Genomic DNA, 21,196 nt, shown 5'->3' with positions numbered 1-21,196 from the left:
CGCTCTCCACAGACAGGCCGAACCAGAATCGAAATCCCCTCACCGCGCCGCAATGGCGTGCCGCCCGGCTGGCTGCGGGCCGGGGTGGCACGTTCAGGGCCGCGGCCCGACCGTGACCCACCAGCGTGTGCGGTAGATGACGCTGACCGGCTGGGTCGACGCGAGAAAGCGCAAGGCCTGGTCGGTGTCGCGGAGGTGGAACACGCCCGACACCCGCAGCCCGGCCACGCGCGGGTCGCAGCTGACGTGGCCGCTGCGGTAGCGGCTCAGCTGGGCCAGCCAGTCATCCAGCCGGATGTTGCGCCCGGCCACGACACCGTCGACCCAGGCATCGGCCTCGAAGCCCGGGTCCTGCGCCGCGGCGCTGCCCGTGTTGCTGAGCCAGCGGCTCTCGCCGGCGTGGACGAGGGCCGGCCCGCCATCGTTGGCGCCCGGCCTGGCGGGGTAAAGCGCCACGGCGCCTTCCTGCACCGCCACGCGGGCGCGGCCCGGGTCGAGCCGGACGACAAAGCGCGTGCCCAGCGCCTGCAGGCGGCCAAAGGGCGTGTGCACCCAGAATGGCCGTCTGGCGGCGGCGCCGCGAGCCGTGGCCCCCGCATCCGCGCCGGTGCTGACCCTGATCTCGCCGCGCCGCAGCACCACGAGCCGCAGCGCGCCGTCCAGGTCGGTGCTGACCGCGCTGTCGGTGTTGAGCATCATTACCGTGCCATCGGCCAGATGCAGGGTTTTCTGCTCGCCCACCGCCGTGAAGGTGCTGGCCTGCAGGCGCTGCCACGGGGCCTGCTCGTGCAGCACCCAGCCCAGGCCCGCCGTTGCACCCGCGAGCGAAAAAAGCTTCAGCAGCTGCCGGCGCCCGCCGGGCCTTGAACCGCGCGCCGGTTCGCGCTGCAGCTCGGCGGCCTGCAGGGTGTCCAGCGCCAGGCGGGCGGGCAGCCGGGCCAGGTCACTGCGCACGCTGCCGATGCGCGACCAGGCCAGCGCGTGCAAGGGATCGGCCTGCAGCCATTGCGCAAAGGCCTGCCGCGTGGTTTGCGTCGACGGGCTGTGGTCGATCTTCACCGACCAGGTGACCGCGGCATCCACCACGTCATCCGGCAGCCGCAACGCCTGTTCGGGAGGCAGTGCGGGTGCGGTCACGACTCAAAGCGCAGCGCGTAGCAGCGGCGCAAACCTTTGGCGACATGGCGCTCCGCCGTGGCCAGCGACACGCCCAGGCGCTGCGCAATCTGCGGGCAGCTCAGCCCTTCGAGCTGCGCCCAGAGAAAGGCCTGACGGACCGCGGCAGGCAATTCGTCCAAGGCCTGGTCGATGGCGACCAGGGCCTCCAGGATGACCAGGCGATGCTCGGGGCTCGGCACCTCGGCCTCAGGCCATGCGGCCAGGGTGTCGAGCCAGGCCTGTTCCAGATCGCGGCGGCGCCAGTGATCAATGACCAGGCCCTTGGCAATGGTGCACAGGTAGGCGCGTGGCGCATCGAGCCGTGGCGGAAGTCTGGCGCTCAGCAGCCGGACGAAGGTGTCATGGGCCAGATCGGCCGCCCGATGGGTGCAGCCCAAGCGGTTGCGCAGCCAGCCGTGCAGCCACCCGTGGTGGTGGCTGTACAGCGCATGCACTTGCTGCTGATTGGCGGATTCGATGGCGGACACGAACACCCTGGCGCAATGGCTGGCTGGGGCGCTCGGCACCTTGGCTGCTAATGGGAATTATTCGCATTGTAGCAATCCGGCGTCCGGCGAAACAGCCATGCCCAGGCGCTGCAAGTCGCTTTGGCCGGTGCGGCGGTGAAATGGGCCTGCGCCGCCCCACCAAACAACAAGGCCCTCCAGAACTGGGAGGGCCTTGGCGGTGCCGGTGTGTGCACCGGCGGCGAACCCGCAGGCTTGGTCAGAGGGCCCCAGGCACCGGCTGATCCGGAGCACCTGGGCCCACTGCCAGGCCGGCAGGTGAAGAACGCTTGGAGCGGGTGATGGGAGCCCGCCCCATAGTTTGGCGCCAGCAGTGTAGGTTGTTGACGTACTTGGATTTTATCGGCACCGGCGACTGACACCGGAGGTCGCCGCCACGCAGCTTTGGGACACCCCCTTGGGCCATGGCCAAGGAACCGCAGTGCCGCAGATTCTGGCTCGATTGACTGGACGGATACGGCGCGTAGTCTTGATAGCGCCGTCTGGGGCGGACCTTCACAGGCCAGGTGCCTCACTCGTGTCCAGGGGGCGGGGCGACGGTTGCGACAGCCAAGTTGCATTTTTGACGACTTCGAGCCGGCGCCTCAGAATCCGGGCTGACTGCTGACTGCACCCATGAAGAAGAATAAGAATAAGAACATCGACTCGGCGCAAGGCCAGGCCGGGGCCAACCTGCCCGGGCCCCTGCCCAAGCACGCATGCCTAGCGGCGCCTGCGGCCAGTTCCGCTGCCGTCACTGCAGCTCACTGGCAAGCTCCCCTGCCGCCTGCGCTGTCTGACTTCCGCGTCACTGCGTTCGCCGACTGGTTGGAATTCGAGATAGAGCTCGCACGGGCCTCGCAGGCTCGCCACGTTCGGGCAAGTCTGCCCAAGGCTTGGTCCACGAATGGCAAGGCGCCGTTTGTCGAGGCGGTGGGGGCGTCGAGGAGTGGCACGTCCACGCGATTCCGGTTTCGGATCCAAGATCCTGTGAGCGCGGCGGATCTGCTGATGCAGTTCCGCAAGCTCGACTACCTGCTGCCGCTCGCTGCGCCAGTTCGCATCGTGGGCATGGAGGTGGGCGTCGATCTCTGGCCGCAGAGGCCGGCTGCAGATGTTGTGCGCATGGCAGAGCACCTCTACCGCGGCCTGGCCGTGCTGGCCAGCGACAACCACCGGATCACAGGCGAGAAGGGCATCCGCGGCACCGCGACGAGTGCCAAGGGCCACCGGCGCGAGAACCTAAGCGCCCTTGCGGCGCAACGCACGATTTTCATCGGCAACACCGGAGACCCGGTCACCCAGCGCATCTACGCCAAGGGCTTGGCCCGTGCGCGCTACGAAGTCACGCTGACCAACGACAGCTGCCCAGTATCGAGCCTCGACGAGCTGGCCTGCTTCCGCTTCGAGAACCTCAGCGGCTGGTTCCGGTGGCGCACCCCGGACATGGAGCGCCTGAAGATGCCGTCGTGGCAGGCCACCCACACGTCGCTCACGCTGGACGACCACGAGCGCCGTCGACGCGAACATCGCCGCGTCCACGCCTTTGGCACGCGGGCCGACACGGCACTGGGCAAAGAGGCTGTGAAGGCGCTGAGGCGCCTGTCGACCGCGCAAGCCCGCGGTTGGCAGTCAGTGCTGACCAAGGTGGCCCGGCTGGGCGGTGAGCACCTGCTTGCCACGCGGAAGCCTCGACCGATTGACAGGCAAGCTGTTGATTTTGTTGAAGATTCGGCTGCGCTCCTGAATACTAACTTGCCCGAAGAACAAAAAGTTGTGAGTGGTCTTGATGACGTACGGTTCATCGACCACAGCAGCAACGTTACGGGGAGGGTGGTCACCAGGGCTGTTCGTGCCCGCGGCCGTCGGTTGGAGTCGGGCCAGCGGTACCGCGAGCTCAGAAGTGTGCGCCAAGGTGGACGGAAGACGGGCATGAGCCGCCGCCACAACTCGAAGACGGACCTTCTACCCCCTAGCTGGAACAGCCCAGCCACGAGGCCCTGGCTGCCGTTTTTCCTGGCGGCCAGGAGCAAGTCTTATAGGGCCACACGGGCCGAGCGCACCCTGCTGCGCACGTTGCGGAAGTCGCTGAGATTGCCTGCATGGTGGTGACCCACCGGTCCCAATAATCAAATCGAGCGGGTACATGTCGTGCCCGACACCTTCGAGGAGATCACCACCATGTCCACGTTCAAGCGCATGCCCAACCTCCGGGCCGACCGTCACCCCGAGCTCATCACCGCCGACAAGCTGGCCGCCACGCCGGTGCCGCTGGCTCAGCTGATGCGGGAGCACATCGACGCCGGCAAGGTCACCCAGCAGCAGTTGGCCGCCCAGCTGGGCTTCACGGGTGAGGCTCCCCTGCGGCAGATGCTCTCCGGCGCGGTGAAGGTGCCGCTGAGCCTGGTGCCGGCCTTGTCGAGGGCCCTGGGCATCGACGAGATCGCCCTGGCCGGCCTGTGGATGCGCGAGCATGACCCGCGCCTGCATGCCTACTTCGAGCGCATGCGTGAGCTCACTCACCTGTCGCCGGGCGAGGTCACGCTGATCGAGCAGATCCGCACGCTCACCCTCGGCCGCGGGGTGATCCCGGTCGTGTTCGACAAGGGCCCGGTGGTGGCCTTGCTGGAGTACTGACGCCACGGTCGGCCCGCGAAGTGCCAGCATGACAGCCCCGTGCGGCAAGCCTTGTCTTTGACCTCGGGCGCCCGCTGCCATCAAAATCCCGGCAACGAGCGCTGCCAGGGCCGCCACGCCTGCAACATCGCGCAGCGCGTGGAGGCCATGAAATGACAGACTCGACCGCCATGGGCTCCGAACAGCGCCGCCCGAGCAGGTCAGAGATCAGGGCAGAAGCGCAGGCCAGCATCGCCCGGCTGGAGGCTGCGGCTTCGTTGATCGCACAAACCCTGGACTCCGCCTCCGAGCACGAGGAAGAAGAGCTTCAGCATGAGCTTCATCGCGTCCGGGTCGATCAGGCCATCCTGCGGGAGTGCATCGGGATGCTGGACGACATGGAGGCCTGGCGCCGGGAGGTGCAGGATCTGACTGGCACAGCCTGGCTGCAACGCCCGCGGCTCCGCGTGTAAGCACAGGGCGATCCGGCAGCGGATCGTGATGTCGACGAAGACGGCCAGGTGCTGTGGCGCAGGCAGTGCGCAATTTCCCATCCCGGTCGTGATCTGCCCGTAGGTCATCACCTTGCTGGTCCAGACGCTGCAATCCGTCAATGAAGCAGCATGAAATTTCGGACAGCAGCGAGAGTCCGCAATTCCGCTGCAAGATCGATGCAGTGAACCCGCCGAAGCTGCTGGTTATCATCAAGCCTGTCATCTCCAGGGAGCGCACCGGGGTCAACCCCGGGCGGGCAGCGCAGCAAGATGCCGGGCAGTACCGAGTCGACGTCGAACTTCGCGTTCCTGCACGCGCGTGATCCGCTGCTGGCCCAGTTGGCCGTCAGCGCCGAGCGCTACTGCCATGACGACCCCAATGCCAGCCTGCTGAAGCTGCGCCAATTCGGCGAGGCGGTGGCCCAGCATGTGGCCGCGCTGCATGGCATCGCCGCCACCCCGGATCGGCCCCAGGCCGACATGCTGGCCGACATCCGGCGCAAGCAAGTACTCGATGGCGATGTGCTGGCCATGCTGCACATGCTGCGCACCCAGGGCAACGAGGGCGTGCACCGCTTCGAGGTGGATGCCCGGGCCGCGCTGGGTGCCCTGCGCATCGCCCGGCAACTGGCCATCTGGTTCCATCGCGCCTTCCGCAACCCGCCGGCCAGCTTCAAGCCCGGCCCCTTCACGGCCCCGGCAGCCCAGGTGCGCTACGTCACCGTGGCCGCCCGTCAGGTGGCCGAAGCGCCCGAGGTGGATGCGGCCGCCGCCGCGGCCCGACTGGCCGCCCTGCAGGCCGATCTGGACGCCGCCCGGCAAGCTGTGGCTGCTGCCGGCCAGGACGCCGAGCGCGCCCGGGCCGATGCCGCCGTGCAGGCTCAGGAGCGCGCCCTGTGGCAGCAACTGGCCCAGGACGAGGAACGCGAGCGCCAACGCCTGCAGGCCGGCTTCGACGCCGAGCTGGCCCGCATCCGCGCCGAGGCCGCCGCGGCCCAGGCCAAGCCCTCTGCGCCCGCCCACCAGGCCCAGCTTCAGGCCACGATGCAGGCCGCCCAGCAGGCCACGCGGGACATTGACCTGGACGAAGCCGAGACCCGCGCCCTGATCGACCACCAGCTGCGCGCCGCCGGCTGGGAGGCTGACTCGCAGCGCCTGCGCTTCGCCAGGGGCGCGCAGCCCGAGGTCGGGCGCAACATGGCCATCGCCGAGTGGCCCACCGCCTCCGGGCCGGCCGACTACGTGCTGTTCTGCGGCCTGCAGGCCATGGCCGTGGTGGAGGCCAAGCGCTTCGGGCTGGAGATCGCCAGCGTGGTGGGCCAGGCCGAGCGCTACAGCCTGGGCTTCGAGTTCCAGCGCGATGCCCGGCCGGCCGTGCCGCCCGGCTGGGCCGGTGGCGATGCCAAGGCCCGCGAGCAGTTTGCCGGCTGGCCGGCGCAGGCCGCCACGGTGATCGGCACCACGCACTTCCGCGTGCCCTTCGTGTTCAGCGCCAACGGGCGCGACTACCACCGCCAGTTTCTGCCTTTCAGCGGCGTGTGGCACCGCGATGTGCGCCGCCCGGCCAATCACGCCGACGCACTGCCCGGATGGCACACGCCCGAGGGCCTGCTGCGTGAGCTGGCCAAGGATGTGGACGCCGCCGAGCGTGAACTGCAGGCCGAACCCTTCGGCTACCTGGGCCTGCGGCCGTACCAGGAGCGTGCCGTGCAGGCCGTGGAAGGCGCCATCGCCGCCGGGCGCCGCACAGCCCTGGTGGCCATGGCCACCGGCACCGGCAAGACCCGCACCGTCATCGGCCTGATCTACCGCCTGCTCAAGACCAAGCGCTTCCAGCGCGTGCTGTTCCTGGTGGATCGCTCGGCTCTGGGTGAGCAAGCCCAGAACGCCTTCAAGGACGCCCGGCTGGAGCAGAACCGCCGTTTCACCGAGATCTACGAGCTCAAGGAGCTGGCCGACATCACGCCCGACGCCGCCACCAAGGTGCATGTGGCCACGGTGCAGGGCATGGTGCGGCGGCTGTTTGCCGGTGATGCCGGTGACATGCCGGTCGACCGCTACGACTGCATCATCATCGACGAGGCCCACCGCGGCTACATCCTCGACCGCGAGATGGGCGAAGGCGAGCTGCTGTTCCGCGACGAAACCGACTACATCTCGGCCTACCGCCGCGTACTCGACCAGTTCGACGCCGTGAAGATCGCGCTCACCGCCACGCCGGCGCAGCACACCACGCAGATCTTCGGCCTGCCGGTCACCACCTACAGCTACCACGAGGCCGTGATCGACGGCTGGCTGATCGACCACCTGCCGCCCATCCGGCTGCTCACCCAGCTGGCCGCCCACGGCATCCACTTCGACACCGGCGCCACCGTCACCGTGCTCAACAGCCAGGGCAGCACGGCGCAGCAGGTGCTGCCCGACGAGCTGGACTACGAGATCGACCACTTCAACCGCCTGGTCATCACGCCCGACTTCAACCGCGTGGTGTGCGACGAGATCTCGAAGCACCTCGACCCCATGGGCGACGAGAAGACCCTGGTCTTCTGCGCCAACGACACTCACGCTGATCTGGTGGTGAACCTGTTGACGGCGGCGCTCGAACGCGAGCACGGCCCGGTGCATGACAAGACGGTACTCAAGATCACCGGCCGCGCCGACAAGCCCGACGAACTGATCCGCCTGTTCAAGAACGAAGCCTTGCCCAAGGTGGCAGTGACGGTGGACCTGCTCACCACCGGCATCGACGTGCCGGCCATCACCAACCTGGTGTTCCTGCGCCGGGTGCGCAGCCGCATCCTGTACGAGCAGATGCTGGGCCGCGCCACGCGCCTGTGCCCGGCCATCGGCAAGGAACACTTCCGCATCTTCGACGCGGTGGATCTGTACGCCGCCCTCGATGCCGTGAACACCATGCGCCCGGTGGTGCAGAACCCCAATGTGCCGCTGCCCCAGCTGCTGGCCGAGTTGCAGGACGAGCGTGCCGGCCAGCTGGTGGTGGGCCAGGATGCCCGCACCGGCCAGGCCATCACCCATGCCGACGAACTGCGCGATCAGCTGCTGGTGCGCGTGCGCAACCTGCTGCGCCGGGCGCAGAAGCTGGCCGGCCAGCGCACCGAGCTGCGCGACGGCCTGCAACAGCTGCAGCTGCTGACCGGCCTGGCCCCGGCGCCATTGGTGGAGCACCTGCGCGGCCTGGATGTGGCCGGCCTGCGCGCCTTCATGGCCCAGCACGGCCAGGCCCTGGCCGCGCTGCGCACCGAGGCCACGCCCACCGCGGGCGTGGACCGCGTGCTGGCGCCGCACGCTGACCAGCTGCTGGGCGTGGAACACGGCTGGGGCCCCTACCAGCGCCCCGAGGACTACCTGGGCGCCTTCCACGCCTTCATCCGCGAGAACGTCAACCGCCTGGCCGCACTCGAGATCGTGCTCACCCGCCCGCGCGACCTCACCGCCGAGCACCTGCGCAGCCTGCGTGTGGAAATGGCCCGCCACCAGTTCACCGAGCCGGCCTTGCGCACCGCCTTCGCCCAGGCCCGGCAGGAGGACGTGGCGGCCACCGTCATCGGCTACATCCGGCAGCTGGCGTTGGGCTCACCGCTGCTGCCCTTCGCCACCCGGGTGGATCGGGCCGTGGCCCGCCTGCTGGCCCGCGGCAGCTACACCCCGCCGCAGCGCCGCTGGCTGGAGCGCATCGCCACCACGCTGAAAGACCAGGTGGTGGTGGACGAGAGCACCTTCGCCCAGGGCGCCTACGTCACCCACGGCGGCTTCAAGGCCGTGGACAAGGTGTTCGGCGGCCACGGCAAGGACGTGATCGGTGCGCTGGAAGACGAGGTGTGGAGCGACGCCGCCTGACCGGCGCCCATCCAGCCAGACCTTTTTAGATCTCTTTTCGGTCTATCATGCCGCCGCGGCTGCGGGCCGCCACCTCACTGGAGACCGACCATGCGCTACTCGACCCAGGTCAAGCCCATCAGCTGGCTCAAGGCCAATGCTGCTGAGGCCCTTGAAACGCTGTCCACACAGCGCGAGCCCTTGCTCATCACTCAGAACGGCGAGGCCAGGGCCGTGCTGCTGGACCTGGCCAGCTACGAGCAGCAGCAGGAAACCCTGGCACTGCTGAAGCTGCTGGCCATGTCCGAGCGCGATTTGGAAGAAGGCCGCGTGGAGCCGGCCGACAAAGTGCTGGCCGAACTGCAGGCCGAGCTGGACGCCGACTTCCCGCCGGTACCGGCAGCGGCCGCCACCCAGGCGCCCAAGCGTGCCAGGCAGCAGGTGCCCGTGCAGGCCAACGTGCGCCGCGCCGTCAAGAAATGAGCAGCGCCGAGCCTCCGGTTCATCAGGTGCTGATGTCCATCGAGGCCCGCAAGGACCTGCGGGCCATCGTCCGCTGGATCGCCGAGCACGATTCACCGATGGCCGCCACCCATGTGCTGAAACAGGTCACGCGCACCTACGAGGGCCTGGCCACCTTTCCTGAGCGCGGCGCCTATCCGCCTGAGCTTCTGGCCCTGGGCATCCACCGCTACCGCCAGGTGCACTTCAAGCCTTACCGCATCATCTACCGCGTGCTGCCAGACACCCAGCCGCCCGGCGTGCTGGTGGCGCTGATCGCCGACGGCCGCCGTGACCTGACCACCCTGCTTGAGCGCCGCCTGCTGGCGCCCTGATCTCCTCCCATGTCCACCCACAACATCGTCCAGAAGCTCTGGTCGCTCTGCGACATCCTGCGCGACGACGGCATCACCTACCACCAGTACGTCACCGAGCTCACGCTGCTGCTGTTTTTGAAGATGGCGCAGGAGACCGACACCGAGCACCGCCTGCCCGCTGGCCAGCGCTGGGCCGACCTGAAGGCGCGCAACGGCATCGCCCAGCTCGACCACTACCGCAGCAGCCTGCTGGTGCTCAGCCGCGCCGCCGAGCCCAGCGTGGCCGCCATCTACGCCGGCAGCAACACCAGCATCAAGGAGCCGCGCCACCTGGCCCAGCTGGTGGAGAGCATCGACGCGCTCGACTGGTACACCGCCCGCACCGACGGCCTGGGTGACCTGTACGAGGGCCTGCTGGAGAAGAACGCCGGCGAGACCAAGAGCGGCGCCGGCCAGTACTTCACGCCCCGCGCGCTGATCCGCGCCATGGTGGAGGTGCTCAAGCCCCAGCCCAGCGAGGTGGTGCAAGACCCCGCCGCCGGCACCGCCGGCTTCCTGATCGAGGCCGACCGCTACATCAAGCAGCACACCGACGACCTGTTCACCCTCACGGTGGAGCAGCAGAAATTCCAGCGCCAGCACGCCTTCGTGGGCATGGAGCTGGTGCCCGACACCCAGCGCCTGGCGCTGATGAACTGCTTGCTGCACGACATCACCGGCGCGGGCCAGGGCCCGGTGCGCGTGGGCAGCACGCTGTCGGGCGAGGGCGAGAGCCTGCCGCCGGCGGATCTGATCCTGGCCAACCCGCCGTTTGGCACCAAGAAGGGCGGCGGCCTGCCGACGCGGGGCGATTTCACCTACCCCACCAGCAACAAGCAGCTGGCCTTTCTGCAGCACATCTACCGCGGCCTGAACCCCGGCGGCCGGGCCGGCGTGGTGCTGCCCGACAACGTGCTGTTTGAGGGCAACGTGGGCAGGCAGATCCGCGCGGATCTGATGGACAAATGCCGCCTGCACACCATCCTGCGCCTGCCCACCGGCATCTTCTACGCCCAGGGCGTGAAGACCAATGTGCTGTTCTTCGAGAAGGGCCGCACGCCCACCGGCAATACGCACGAGGTGTGGGTGTACGACCTGCGCGCCAACATGCCGCAGTTCGGCAAGCGCACGCCGTTCACGCTGGCGCATCTGCAGCCCTTCATCACCGCGTATGGCGAGCGCGCCGATGGCAGCAGCCCGCGCACGGATGAGGGCGAAGCCGGGCGCTTGCGCCGCTTCAGCCGCGAGGAGATCCGGGCCCGTGACGACAGCCTGGACATCGCCTGGCTGAAGGACGACAGCGCCGAAGACGCCGCCGACCTGCCCGAGCCCGCCGCGCTGGCGCAAGCCGCGATGCAGGAGCTGGAGCACGCGATGACCGAGCTGGAGGCCATCCTGGCCGAGCTGGGTGCGGAGGTGGACGGGTGAGCGAGTTGCCGAGTGGGTGGACGCGAACCACCGCTGCCGAACTGTTCGAGCGGGTGACCAGTGGCTCACGCGGATGGGCGAAGTACTACGCCAACACCGGGGCAGCATTCATCCGCGTAGGCAACCTCGACCACGACACGATCAAGCTCGACTTGGCCGATGTGCAGCGCGTTGAGCCGCCAGCGGGTGCCGAAGGCGAGCGCACGCGCCTGATGCACAACGACCTGCTGGTGTCCATCACGGCAGAGCTGGGTATGGTGGGCTTGGTGCCGCGAGACCTCGGCGAGGCGTACATCAATCAGCACATCGCGCTGGCGCGTCCTCGCGCTGGTTGCGACCCCAGGTTTCTGGCTTGGTACTTCGCCTCCGAGGCGGACGGCAAGCGGCAGTTGCTCGCGGCGAGCCGGGGCGGAACCAAGGCAGGCCTGGGCCTTGATGACATCCGCGATGCCGAAGTGCTGGTTGCACCGTTTCCCGAACAACAGCGCATCGCCAACAAGCTCGACGCCATCCTCGCCCGCGTCGATGCCTGCCGCAATCGTCTCGACCGCGTGGGGCCGCTGCTGCAGCGGTTCAGGCAGTCGGTGCTGGCGAGGGCAGTGTCAGGCGGCGTAGGCGATCAGCAGTACGACATCTCAGAGTGGACGCCTTGCGCCATCGGTCAACTCGGCGTTGTTGTCACAGGCAACACACCCGCCCGAGTGCGGGCATCGGATCCAAATGGCCGAATCCCGCTTTTCAAGCCGACCGACTTGTCCCAGGGCGATGCGGTTTGCCAGTCTGACGAGCGTTTGACCGATGAAGGAGTCTCCGGTGCAAGGCTTCTGCCCACTGGCGCGGTTTTGGTGACATGCATCGGTGCCACGATTGGCAAGACGGGCCTGGCAGCCGTCCCGTGCGCGACAAACCAGCAAATCAACGCCGTGGTGTGCGACGAATCACGTGTGGATCCCCGCTATCTCTACCTCTGGTTCAGCAGTCCGATCGGGCAGCAGGCCGTTATAGGCAACGCCTCCGCCACCACGCTTCCCATCATCAACAAGTCGAAGTTCGCCTCCTTGCAGGTGCTCTTGCCACCGCTCGCGGTTCAGCGCGACATCGCTGGAAGGGTGTCCATGCTGTTAGAGCAAGCCGGTCGACTGCAACGACGCCTGGATGGTGCCGCGGCCACCATCCATCGGCTTGCGCCCGCCACCCTCGCCAAAGCCTTCCGCGGCGAACTCGTCCCCCAAGACCCGAACGACGAGCCGGCCGCCGAGATGCTGGCCCGGCTGGACGCATCCGCCCCACCGAAGACGACCGCCAGGCGAGGGAGAAGCACCGCATGAGCGAGGTGAAGCTGTACCGCCTGATCGACGGCAAGGCCAGTGAGCTGGAGGGCAGCGCGTCAGACCTGGAGAAACCGCTGCAGAAGCTGATCGAGGCCAACCTCGAGCCCATGCTGGGCATCCGCTTCCTGGCCACCGAGTACAGCACCGGCAAGCTGCACGGTGGCCGCATCGACACTCTGGGCCTGGACGAGGACAACTGCCCGGTCATCGTGGAGTACAAGCGCGCGGTGGGCGAGAGCGTCATCAACCAGGGCCTGTACTACCTGGACTGGCTGCTCGACCACAAGGGCGAGTTCCGGCTGCTGGTGCAGGAGCGTCTGGGCGCCGAGGTGGCGCAGGCCAACGAGTGGAAGGCGCCGCGGGTGGTGTGCATCGCCGGCGCCTTCACCAAGTACGACGGCCACGCGGTGCGCCAGATGCACCACAGCATCGACCTGATCCGCTACCGCCAGTTCGGCCCCGACCTGCTGCTGCTGGAGCAGGTGCACACCGCCCAGCAGACGGCCGGCGCCAGCGCCGCCAAGAAGCCGGGCAAGGCCGACACCGACGCCACAGAGGCCACAGGTCACCTGGAGACCGACCAGCCGGCACCCGCCGCAGCCACCGACAAGCCCGCCGGCACCGACAAGCCGTATGCCGAGGTGGTGGCCAGCATGGCACCGGCGCTGCAGGACGTGCTGGCCTCGCTGGAGGACTACATGTTCGCGCTGGGCGACGACGTGCAGCGCAAGGAGCTCAAGCTCTACGCCGCGTTCAAGCGACTGAAGAACTTCGCCACCGTGGTGCCGCAGAAGGGCCGCCTGCTGCTCTACCTGCACCTCGACCCGCCCAGCCTGGGGCCCTTGCCCCCGAACGCCCGCGACGTGAGCCAGCAAGGCCACTGGGGCACCGGTGACCTGGAGCTGGCGCTGACCACGCAGGAGCAGCTGGACGCGGCCAAGAGGTGGGTCGTGATGGCGTACGAGGGCAAGGCGCCCCCGCCACTGGCCACCTGACTGCCTAGCCACCTGACCGCCCGACCGCCCGACCGCCCGACCGCCCGACGTCAGACCCGGGCGGAAGTAAGGTCGCGTATATGACGATTCAGCGGATGACTAAGTGAATCGCACACCGCGCGATAGCCATCGCTGGTGAATCGATCACCGAGTTGAATCGAGTCGCCTCGAGACCCTGGCGGACGGATGAGGAGGATGCTCGAATCCGCCGCCTGTATTTTCCTCAAGTAAATGAGAGTATGTCGGCCTGAGCAGGGATTTTCAATTCCCGTGCGAGGCGTGCGGCGCTTGCTTGACGGAGCTCCGAAAACGGTTCAACGTTCTCGGCCCCTTCGCCGTCAGGTTCTTCGACGCGCTGCTATGCCAAGAACTGCGGTACCGAGCGCCAACAGCATCCATTGACTCGGCTCGGGGACAGTGCTGACCGATATGTCTCCGAGCGCTGTCCAGCTTGCGTTTCCGTTGGCCACAATCTGAAAATACCTGCCTGAAACTGCTGAGAAGTTGACGGTGACTGGAGCGGTATACGATGCATACTCATTGCGAACTGCAACCGGGTTGAGGCTTGACCAGTTCTGCCCGATCGGCGCATCGGAAATGTAAATTGCCTCGTATGTCACGCCAGGTGTCCAACCCGTTGTGTAGGTGACCGAGTACAGAAATTTCGTAGCCCCGAGATCCACATGCAACCAACCAGTTCCGAAAGTTCCAGAGTTCCATCCGCCGCCGTTGAATGCTGAATTGGCGTCTTGACCACTCCAGTACTGGCTTTGCGAGTAACTTCCACTGGGCAAACCGGCCGCGGCCGAACCAGCTGCAAGGGTATGTCCCGCGTGCAGTGTGATCGCGCCGAAGAATATTACTTTGTAGAACTTACTCATAGATCCCCCTGAAAACGTCATGGAACGTGCGAATGGAAGGTATCCATTCTCATCTAGATAGGTCCGAGACTTGTTCAGGCTAGGTTGCATGGCCTGCCAAGGCGAGCCAATTTTGCAAGCAAACCCGAGATTCCGAGCAGCATCAACACAGCTGCGGTCGGCTCAGGCACAGCGGTCGTCAGTTCAAGTTGGGAAGTCAGAGTGCCACGCAACACCGTACCCCCTTCGGCCAGAGAAAATTTCAATATCGAATTCTGAATAAGCCACAAATGATCGGGATCACCTTCGATAGGGCTCGAATAGCCGGTCATCGTTAGACCCGGCAGCTTGCTCTTGCCAGCGTCTGTCACCAGCACGCCGAAGCGCAAGCCCTCGGCCAGCGAAATACCAGCAGTACCGATGACGAAATCAAACGTGTCGCCCTGCCTGGGGGCGTAGCCAAACGCAGCAAACAATTCAGGCTGCAGTACCACCTGCACCTGACCGTCCAGTTGCACGGCCTCACCGACCATCAACTGGCTGTAGCTGCCACCGCTCTGGCTTGCGCTGCTGAAATCAGCTTGGCCATGACCCGCGATGAACAGCCGGAGAATGCCAGTGGATTCTTGCGTATAGCTGCCAGTGACGCTGAGGCTGGCGTCGACCGCAAAGGTGCCATTCACCACTGGTGAAGCTTCGCGCAGTTCTATTACTTGTGGGTTCGTAATCCCTGCGCTGAGTGTCAGTAGGGGCGCAGACGTAGCGCCTCCGGAACCAGTTCCACCGCACGTTCCGGCTGAGTCGCATCCACCCGACCAACGGGCGAAACGAAAATAGGTGTCCTGATTAATGACCACTGGCGAGGCGGCAGTGACTACGACTGCCGCTACCGGTTGTTGTGCCGCCGGCATCGTAGTCGGTGCATCAACAACATATTGCACCTCGCTACCTTTGACCTGTGCGAGCGCTTTTACTGGTATTCGGACCAGCCCGCGGTTAAGAACATTGCCTCTAATGGTTCCGTTGCCGCTGAATACGGCACCCTTGTCAATGGTCAGCGTACCTTGCCCATTATCGAGGTCAATTACTTCATTCGCGCCCAGCGAAAAATTCGATTCAGCGACGATCGTCAGGTTTTTCGCAACGATCGACGATCTGCTCGATGGATCCGCTACATAATTTCCGGAAAATACTCCATTCGCGATTGGGGAAGGGATGGACAAGCCCGATATCCGATCTATCCGGATTGAGACATTATCAAGCCAGATCTGCTCCCCAACTGTCTGGTACACCATTAACTGGATACCCGATATGCCGGCCATGCTTAGCACGTCATTCCGAGACTCCATGCCGAATATATTGCCTCCTTCATTCGAGGCGGAAAAGGATGTTAGCCCATTGGAGAATTTTGCTGAATACGAATAGACCCCAGGCGTCATTTGCACCAGCTGCGCAAGCGAATAATGACTAACATCAGAGAATAATATTCTTGGATAGTTATTCCCCCATCCGTAAGGATTGGTCCAGGTCTCCGCGCGAAACTCTCTATCGATCGTGTTACGTAGAGCGACCCCTTGCTGATTTCCCCAGTAGTTCGGGGAGAGGTTCGCTTGCCAATCGATGCTTATGCCGACCAAGTCTGGCGATGGAGGTAATTCGAGTGTCAAAACCCCAATAGAATCATACCCGGCGAAAAATCGGCCACCAGAAATACCGGCATTGTCAGCGTAGCCGACGGAGACTAGTGGGTTGTGGTATGTCCATCCACTGGGTATTGAATTATCGTCAAAATTGATTCTAATATACTCGCTTGCGGCATAAGCGGAAGCGGGTAGCATGCTTGAGAGCATCAATAGGAGGAGGATTACCGCCCGACCCAGCTTTGCTGCATGTACATCCAGGAAACCCTTCAAACCGATTTGCACCTCACGCCCCCTTGCTCAATCCACGGACTGAGCGTAGCGAGCAAGGCGACGCAATGGAATGACCGCGGGCTCGGCAGGGTCAATCTGCGCCCACAGAAGCTAGGGGGGCGTGCACAACTGCGGTGCAGTTTCTGTCCGAGACCGAGTTTGCCGTGCGCCATCGGCGCAAGAGCGCGAGCACCACCCCGGCGAGTGGGTCAGTGGGGTCGCTGATGCGATTCCTTCAGGCGCAGCGCATGGCCAACTGCCTCGACCCCCGCGGCTACGTCGAACCTGGCCGGTTTGACGTTGTCGAATTGCAGCGCCTCAATGTGAGGGCGAAGTTCCGCCGCTTCGCGCGCTTTGATGTAGTGCGCACTGGCCCCGGCATGTGCCTTCAGAGAATGGCCAAGCAACTGCTTGAATGCCTTGTCGGGCACGCCAGCCCGCTCCAGCGCGGTGTTCACTGTGTGCCGGAAGGAGTGAAACACCTTCCGACCATCGCGGGGTAGCTTGAGCCGCTTGCCGAGGAAGCGCTCGTTGAACCAACTGCTCGCAGCCTTGCCGTAGCCCTTGTCGGGGTGATGTATGAGTTCGGGGAACAGCCGCTGGTGACCGGCGATGCGCAATGCGGCGACGTAGTCCAGCAGACGAAGCTCCAGGAGCTTGCTGTGGATCGGCACCTGCCGCTCTGCTGCGACGGTCTTCAGTGACTTGTCCGGCGCGATGTCGTCGTCGTCGCTGTTCTGCTTGTCGGGGTTTGCAAGGTTGAAGTCGATCACCCACAGGCCGGGCTCAAGCTCTTTGATGTCGTCCAGGTACAGCTGTGACAGCTCGTTGATCCGGCCGCCGGTGAACAAGGCAAGCACTGGCAGCCAGTAGTAGTGCGGCCTGTAGCTGTGGAAGATGCCCTGCTGCGTCCGGCGCCCGACGCCGGTGACGAACCACTCGACGCCGAAGATCTTGCCGAGGTCGTCATCGCTGAACTGTTCGCGCTGCTGGTGGCTCTGGCGACGGGTACCGCCCATGGACTCGAACACCTCTGCGGCCAACTCGGCCGCGGGGTTCTGCATCAGCCAGCCAAGCTTGACGCCGAAGGCAATGATCGAGCTCATGTCCTCCACGAGGCGCTCAACCGAGCCCGCCGTTGCGGTCCGCATCCGAAGTTCGCCGGCGAGGCGCACCAGTTCGTGCCAGTCGGTCGCACCGTTGCTCAGCTTGGGTGCTGAGACGAGGTGTCGCCGGTGTGGCAGCCGACGCAGTTGGCCGGAGACACTCCAGAGCATCTCTCGGTCGACCTCCCCCAACAGTGCGTCGCCTGTGAAAGCCACCAGCGCGCCGCAGGCGTCGCGTTGCCGCCTGAGCTCATCGGGCTTCCAGTGCCCAGCGCGCTTGTCCAGGTACAAGGTCGCCAGTTCGGACAGCCGTTTCTTCGCATGCCGTGGGATCGCGAGTCCGCTTTCGTGTGCCGGTGAGACCGGCGATGCATGGCCTGGCGCCCCTGGATCAACTTGCCGCAGTTGCGGGCTCAAAGACCGGCGCAAAGCCTCGACGTCCAGCCGTCGCACGAGAAGATGATCGACGACGAGGCTGACACCAGGGTAGGGCACTACAAAGCCGACCCTCGAGAGGCCAGTGGCTGAAAACCGAAAGAGCGCAACTGCGGCACCCGCTGCGGCTTGCACCACACGCACCGCGTCGCTCGGGAGGTAGAGCTCCAGCTGCCGGCTCACGACTCGCTCTTGGCCCAGTCGCTGCAGCGCGCCGTCGCTGATGTCCACGGACACCAGGTAGCCGCTTTCGTCCCGCTCGTGGTTCAGTTCGGTGATGTCGTCGAGCACCCAACCCGACCAGGTGTTGGCCTCGACCAAGAAGCGTGCGTGACGGTGGGCCAAACGCCTGGTGAGGTCCATCAGGTCGGCCCCCAGCAGCTTGGCGGCCTCCGCGAGGGGCAGGGTGCCGTCGCCCAGGAGGTCCACGCTGCCTTGGAGAACTTTCTGCGGGTCCATCGTCATCAAGCTCGCGATTGTGCGATGCCAGTGAGCAGCCATCTCGGCAGCCACGATCTTGGCCACCACCAAATCACGACAGCCCGTGCTTCGCTGAACCTCGCTGCAGCCGACGATGACGCGCAGGCGTTCGGGGACGACGAAGCGAACCGCATACACGCCGCTGGATCGGCGGCGCAGGTGATGGCGCTGACTCATGTGGGATACCCCATTGGGACACCACTACCAGCGCCCGCCCGAGTCGGGCGGCAGCCCCTGACGGATCAAGGACTTACGAAACTATGGAGCGGGTGATGGGAATCGAACCCACGTATCGAGCTTGGGAAGCTAGCGTTCTACCATTGAACTACACCCGCAGTGCCGCGCATTCTAGCCATGGCCCGGCCCGCCTGGGCCGGTTGCCGGGCCGCCCGGTGTGCGTGGGCGCAGGTGTGCCGATGTGCCGGTGTGTCGGCGTGCCGGACAACGTGTGGCCGATGGCCGCGGTGCGCGGCCGATGGCCGCGGTGCGCGGCCGATGGCCGCGGTGCGCCGGCGTGGTGCCGTGGCATCCGCCGCCGCGCCGTCCCCGTAGTTCCCAGCGTGGCGCCGGCCGCTCGGGCTGGGGCATGATGCGGGGCACGATCATGAGTGAGCCTATCCAACTGCTGTTTCTGGGCCGTGGCGCGCCCGACCTGTCCACCTCGGTCTTCGGGCCGTTCGTGGTGCACCCCTGCGCCGGCCGCGCCGATCTGGCGATAGAACTCGACACCCACCCTTGCGATGCCTTGGTGGTGGGCGCCGATCTGGCCGAGCCGCTGGCCATGCTGGCCAACTGGCCCGAGCTGCCGCGTGCGGTGATCGACGCCGCGGTGCTGGTGGTGGCGCCCGAGCCTTCGTCGGCCGATGCCTTGCGCCTGGTGCGCCTGGGTGTGCAGGATGTGCTGCCCCAGCGCGGGCTGGACGCGCAGCAGCTGGCGCGCGCGGTGCGGCTGGCGGTCGAGCGCAAGCGCCTGGAGCGCATGGCGCGCAAGGCCTACGCCACCGATCTGGCCACCGGCCTGCCCAACCATCAGCAGCTGATGGAGCACATGACCCATCTGCTGGCGCTGCGCGAGCGCGAGCCTGCGGCGATGGCCTTGCTGGCGCTGCGCATCGACGGCCTGACCGCCACCGAGGCACGGCTGGGCGCCGAGGCGGCCAATGTGCTGCGGCGCAAGGTGGCGGTGCGCCTGCGCTCGGGCCTGCGCGCCAGCGATGTGGTGGCCTCGGTGGGCCTGGACAGCTTTGCGGTGCTGCTGGCCTGGATCGACAGCGCGGCCGATGGCCCGCGCGTGGCGGCCAAGCTGGCGCAATCGCTGCAGCGGCCGTTCACTGTGGCCGGGCAGGACGTGGCGGTGGCGGTGAGCGTGGGCGTGGCGCAGTACCCCGAGGACGGCAAAGAGGCCGACGCCCTGCTGCGCCGCGCGATGGGCCAGGCCGGCGAAGCGCCGGCGCTGGGCCGCGCCGGCCTGACGCCCCGCGGCGGGGCACTCGCCGCCAACGACGAGTGAAACGCGGGGTAGTAGCGGCCGGGCGCCGGGCCGCTCCCAAGCCGGCCGGCCAGGCGATCTGCCTGCGGTTCAATGCCGCAAGCATCGCCGGCCCCTCGGGAGGCCGACCGGGCTTGCCGGCGTTCAGCCGGCGCCAGACCGGGCGAGGGGCTGCCGTTACTTCAGGATGTCGCCCAGGCAGAGGTACTTGAGCTCGACATAGTCGTCGATGCCCTGGCGCGCACCCTCGCGGCCCAGGCCCGATTGCTTGACGCCGCCGAACGGCACCTCGGCCGTGCTGATCAGGCCGGTGTTGATGCCGACCATGCCGTACTCGAGCGCTTCGCCCACGCGGAAGATGCGGCCCATGTCGCGGCTGTAGAAGTAGCTGGCCAGGCCAAACTCGGTGGCATTGGCCCGCTCGATCACCTCGGCCTCGGTGCTGAAGCGAAACACCGGCGCCACCGGGCCGAAGGTTTCTTCGCGCGAGCACAGCATCTCGGGCGTCACGTCGGCCAGCACGGTGGGCGTGTAGAAGCGCTCGCCCAGGCCGGGGGCACGCTCGCCGCCCACCACCACGCGGGCGCCCTTGGCCACGGCATCGGCCACATGGCTTTCGACCTTGGCGACGGCCTGGTCGTCGATCAGCGGGCCCTGGCTGACACCGGCCTCGAAACCGTTGCCCACCTGGATGGCGGCGGCCTTGGCGGCCAGCTTCTCGACGAAGGCGTCGTAGACCTTGTCCTGCACATACAGGCGGTTGGCGCAGACGCAGGTCTGGCCGGCGTTGCGGTACTTGCTGATCATCGCGCCCTCGACCGCCGAGTCGAGATCGGCGTCGTCGAAGACGATGAAGGGCGCGTTGCCGCCCAGCTCGAGGCTCAGCTTCTTGATCGTGGGCGCGCATTGCGCGGCCAGGATGCGGCCGACCTCGGTGGAGCCGGTGAACGACAGGTGGCGCACCACGCCGCTGGAGCACAGCACCTTGCCCACCTCGATGGACTGGGCGCTGTCGGCGGTGAGGATGTTGAGCACGCCCGCGGGCATGCCGGCGCGCTGGGCCAGCTCGGCCACGGCCAGCGCCGACAGCGGCGTCTGCTCGGCCGGCTTGATGATCACCGGGCAGCCGGCGGCCAATGCCGGTGCCACCTTGCGCGTGATCATCGCGATCGGAAAGTTCCAGGGCGTGATGGCCGCGCACACGCCGATGGGCTGCTTGACGACGATGTAGCGCTTGTTGTTGTCGGTGGTGGGGATGGTCTCGCCGTAGACACGGCGCGCCTCCTCGGCAAACCACTCGAGGAAGCTGGCGCCATAGCCCACCTCGCCGCGCGCCTCGGCCAGCGGCTTGCCCTGCTCGGCGGTCATGATGCGGGCCAGGTCGTCGGCATGCTGCTGCAGCAGCACGAACCACTTCATCAGGATGGCGGCGCGCTCCTTGGCGGTCTTGGCGCGCCAGGCCGGCCAGGCGCGCTCGGCGGCCATGATCGCGTCGTGGCACTCCACCGGGCCCAGGTTGGCCACGTCGGCCAGCTTGAGGCCGGTGGCGGGGTCGGTGACATCGAAGCGGCTGTTGCCGCTCACCCACTCGCCGGCGATCAGCGCGTCGGTCTTCAGCAGGGTGGGGTCGCTCAGCGTGGCCAGCGGCGAGGTCTTCTTGTCCATGGCAGGTTCTCCGGTCAACGGGGCAT

17 protein-coding genes and 1 tRNA gene are annotated in these 21,196 nt (G+C 66.4%); 11 read left to right on the top strand and 7 right to left on the bottom strand.

The genetic code is table 11. The features are described 5' to 3' along the window. Positions 1 to 93 precede the first annotated feature (93 nt). Both N4G63_RS06325 and N4G63_RS06320 read right to left on the bottom strand, forming a co-directional pair. Positions 94 to 1,137 carry a FecR domain-containing protein gene (locus tag N4G63_RS06325; protein WP_314599478.1) on the bottom strand — a complete coding sequence of 348 codons (1,044 nt, stop codon included), beginning with the start codon at positions 1,135 to 1,137 and terminating at the stop codon, positions 94 to 96. Beyond that, positions 1,134 to 1,637 (bottom strand): sigma-70 family RNA polymerase sigma factor, encoded by a 504-nt coding sequence (locus N4G63_RS06320; RefSeq protein WP_260786669.1) that lies wholly within the window; start codon positions 1,635 to 1,637, stop codon positions 1,134 to 1,136. The genes N4G63_RS06325 and N4G63_RS06320 overlap by 4 nt, the downstream gene beginning before the upstream one ends. 663 nt (positions 1,638 to 2,300) lie before the next feature. Between N4G63_RS06320 and N4G63_RS06315 the strand changes: the two genes are divergently transcribed. The 10 genes from N4G63_RS06315 (at position 2,301) to N4G63_RS06270 (ending at position 13,222) form a co-directional block, all read left to right on the top strand. After that, complete coding sequence (locus N4G63_RS06315) at positions 2,301 to 3,776, top strand: hypothetical protein (RefSeq protein WP_260785560.1); 1,476 nt, start codon at positions 2,301 to 2,303, stop codon at positions 3,774 to 3,776. Between the two features lie 69 nt (positions 3,777 to 3,845). Further along, positions 3,846 to 4,301, top strand: coding sequence for a hypothetical protein (locus N4G63_RS06310; protein ID WP_260785561.1), 456 nt, complete (start codon positions 3,846 to 3,848; stop codon positions 4,299 to 4,301). Between the two features lie 152 nt (positions 4,302 to 4,453). Beyond that, positions 4,454 to 4,753: a hypothetical protein gene (locus tag N4G63_RS06305; RefSeq protein ID WP_260785562.1), complete on the top strand. Its 300-nt coding sequence runs from the start codon at positions 4,454 to 4,456 to the stop codon at positions 4,751 to 4,753. 140 nt (positions 4,754 to 4,893) lie between these two features. Then, complete coding sequence (locus tag N4G63_RS06300) at positions 4,894 to 5,097, top strand: hypothetical protein (RefSeq protein ID WP_260785563.1); 204 nt, start codon at positions 4,894 to 4,896, stop codon at positions 5,095 to 5,097. Beyond that, complete coding sequence (gene hsdR / locus N4G63_RS06295) at positions 5,045 to 8,632, top strand: type I restriction-modification system endonuclease (protein WP_314599477.1); 3,588 nt, start codon at positions 5,045 to 5,047, stop codon at positions 8,630 to 8,632. Before N4G63_RS06300 ends, hsdR begins: the two co-directional genes overlap by 53 nt. A 90-nt stretch (positions 8,633 to 8,722) precedes the next feature. Further along, positions 8,723 to 9,094 (top strand): type II toxin-antitoxin system Phd/YefM family antitoxin, encoded by a 372-nt coding sequence (locus N4G63_RS06290; protein ID WP_314599476.1) that lies wholly within the window; start codon positions 8,723 to 8,725, stop codon positions 9,092 to 9,094. Between the two features lie 32 nt (positions 9,095 to 9,126). Further along, the gene (locus tag N4G63_RS06285) at positions 9,127 to 9,447 is read left to right on the top strand and encodes a type II toxin-antitoxin system RelE/ParE family toxin (RefSeq protein ID WP_260785565.1); all 321 of its coding nucleotides are present in this window, start codon (positions 9,127 to 9,129) and stop codon (positions 9,445 to 9,447) included. A gap of 9 nt (positions 9,448 to 9,456) precedes the next feature. Next, positions 9,457 to 10,896, top strand: a complete 1,440-nt coding sequence (locus N4G63_RS06280) for a class I SAM-dependent DNA methyltransferase (RefSeq protein WP_260785566.1) — start codon at positions 9,457 to 9,459, stop codon at positions 10,894 to 10,896. Then, positions 10,893 to 12,224, top strand: coding sequence for a restriction endonuclease subunit S (locus N4G63_RS06275; RefSeq protein ID WP_260785567.1), 1,332 nt, complete (start codon positions 10,893 to 10,895; stop codon positions 12,222 to 12,224). Before N4G63_RS06280 ends, N4G63_RS06275 begins: the two co-directional genes overlap by 4 nt. After that, on the top strand, positions 12,221 to 13,222 hold the full coding sequence (locus N4G63_RS06270) for a DUF5655 domain-containing protein (RefSeq protein ID WP_260785568.1): 1,002 nt from the start codon (positions 12,221 to 12,223) through the stop codon (positions 13,220 to 13,222). Before N4G63_RS06275 ends, N4G63_RS06270 begins: the two co-directional genes overlap by 4 nt. Before the next feature lie 338 nt (positions 13,223 to 13,560). On the opposite strand, the gene N4G63_RS06265 is transcribed toward N4G63_RS06270, so the two are convergent. The 4 genes from N4G63_RS06265 to N4G63_RS06250 all read right to left on the bottom strand — a co-directional run bounded on the left by N4G63_RS06265 (position 13,561) and on the right by N4G63_RS06250 (position 18,351). Further along, entirely contained in the window at positions 13,561 to 14,103 is a 543-nt protein-coding gene (locus N4G63_RS06265) for a discoidin domain-containing protein (protein ID WP_260785569.1), read from the bottom strand. A gap of 74 nt (positions 14,104 to 14,177) precedes the next feature. After that, entirely contained in the window at positions 14,178 to 16,007 is a 1,830-nt protein-coding gene (locus N4G63_RS06260; protein WP_314599475.1) for a hypothetical protein, read from the bottom strand. Positions 16,008 to 16,204: 197 nt separating this feature from the next. Further along, on the bottom strand, positions 16,205 to 18,193 hold the full coding sequence (locus N4G63_RS06255) for a DUF6538 domain-containing protein (protein WP_260785572.1): 1,989 nt from the start codon (positions 18,191 to 18,193) through the stop codon (positions 16,205 to 16,207). 84 nt (positions 18,194 to 18,277) lie between these two features. After that, positions 18,278 to 18,351: transfer RNA gene (locus tag N4G63_RS06250), tRNA-Gly, on the bottom strand. 269 nt (positions 18,352 to 18,620) lie between these two features. On the opposite strand from N4G63_RS06250, the gene N4G63_RS06245 reads away from it, so the two are divergent. Next, entirely contained in the window at positions 18,621 to 19,526 is a 906-nt protein-coding gene (locus tag N4G63_RS06245; RefSeq protein WP_260785573.1) for a GGDEF domain-containing protein, read from the top strand. A gap of 156 nt (positions 19,527 to 19,682) precedes the next feature. Here N4G63_RS06245 and N4G63_RS06240 read toward each other — a convergent pair whose 3' ends face one another. Beyond that, on the bottom strand, positions 19,683 to 21,170 hold the full coding sequence (locus N4G63_RS06240) for an NAD-dependent succinate-semialdehyde dehydrogenase (RefSeq protein WP_260785574.1): 1,488 nt from the start codon (positions 21,168 to 21,170) through the stop codon (positions 19,683 to 19,685). Between the last annotated feature and the right edge of the window lie 26 nt (positions 21,171 to 21,196).

It is taken from the genome of Aquabacterium sp. OR-4 (genome assembly GCF_025290835.2).
In the GTDB taxonomy this organism is placed as follows: Bacteria; Pseudomonadota; Gammaproteobacteria; order Burkholderiales; family Burkholderiaceae_C; genus Pseudaquabacterium.
This window is presented reverse-complemented; position numbering and strand designations above follow the sequence as displayed.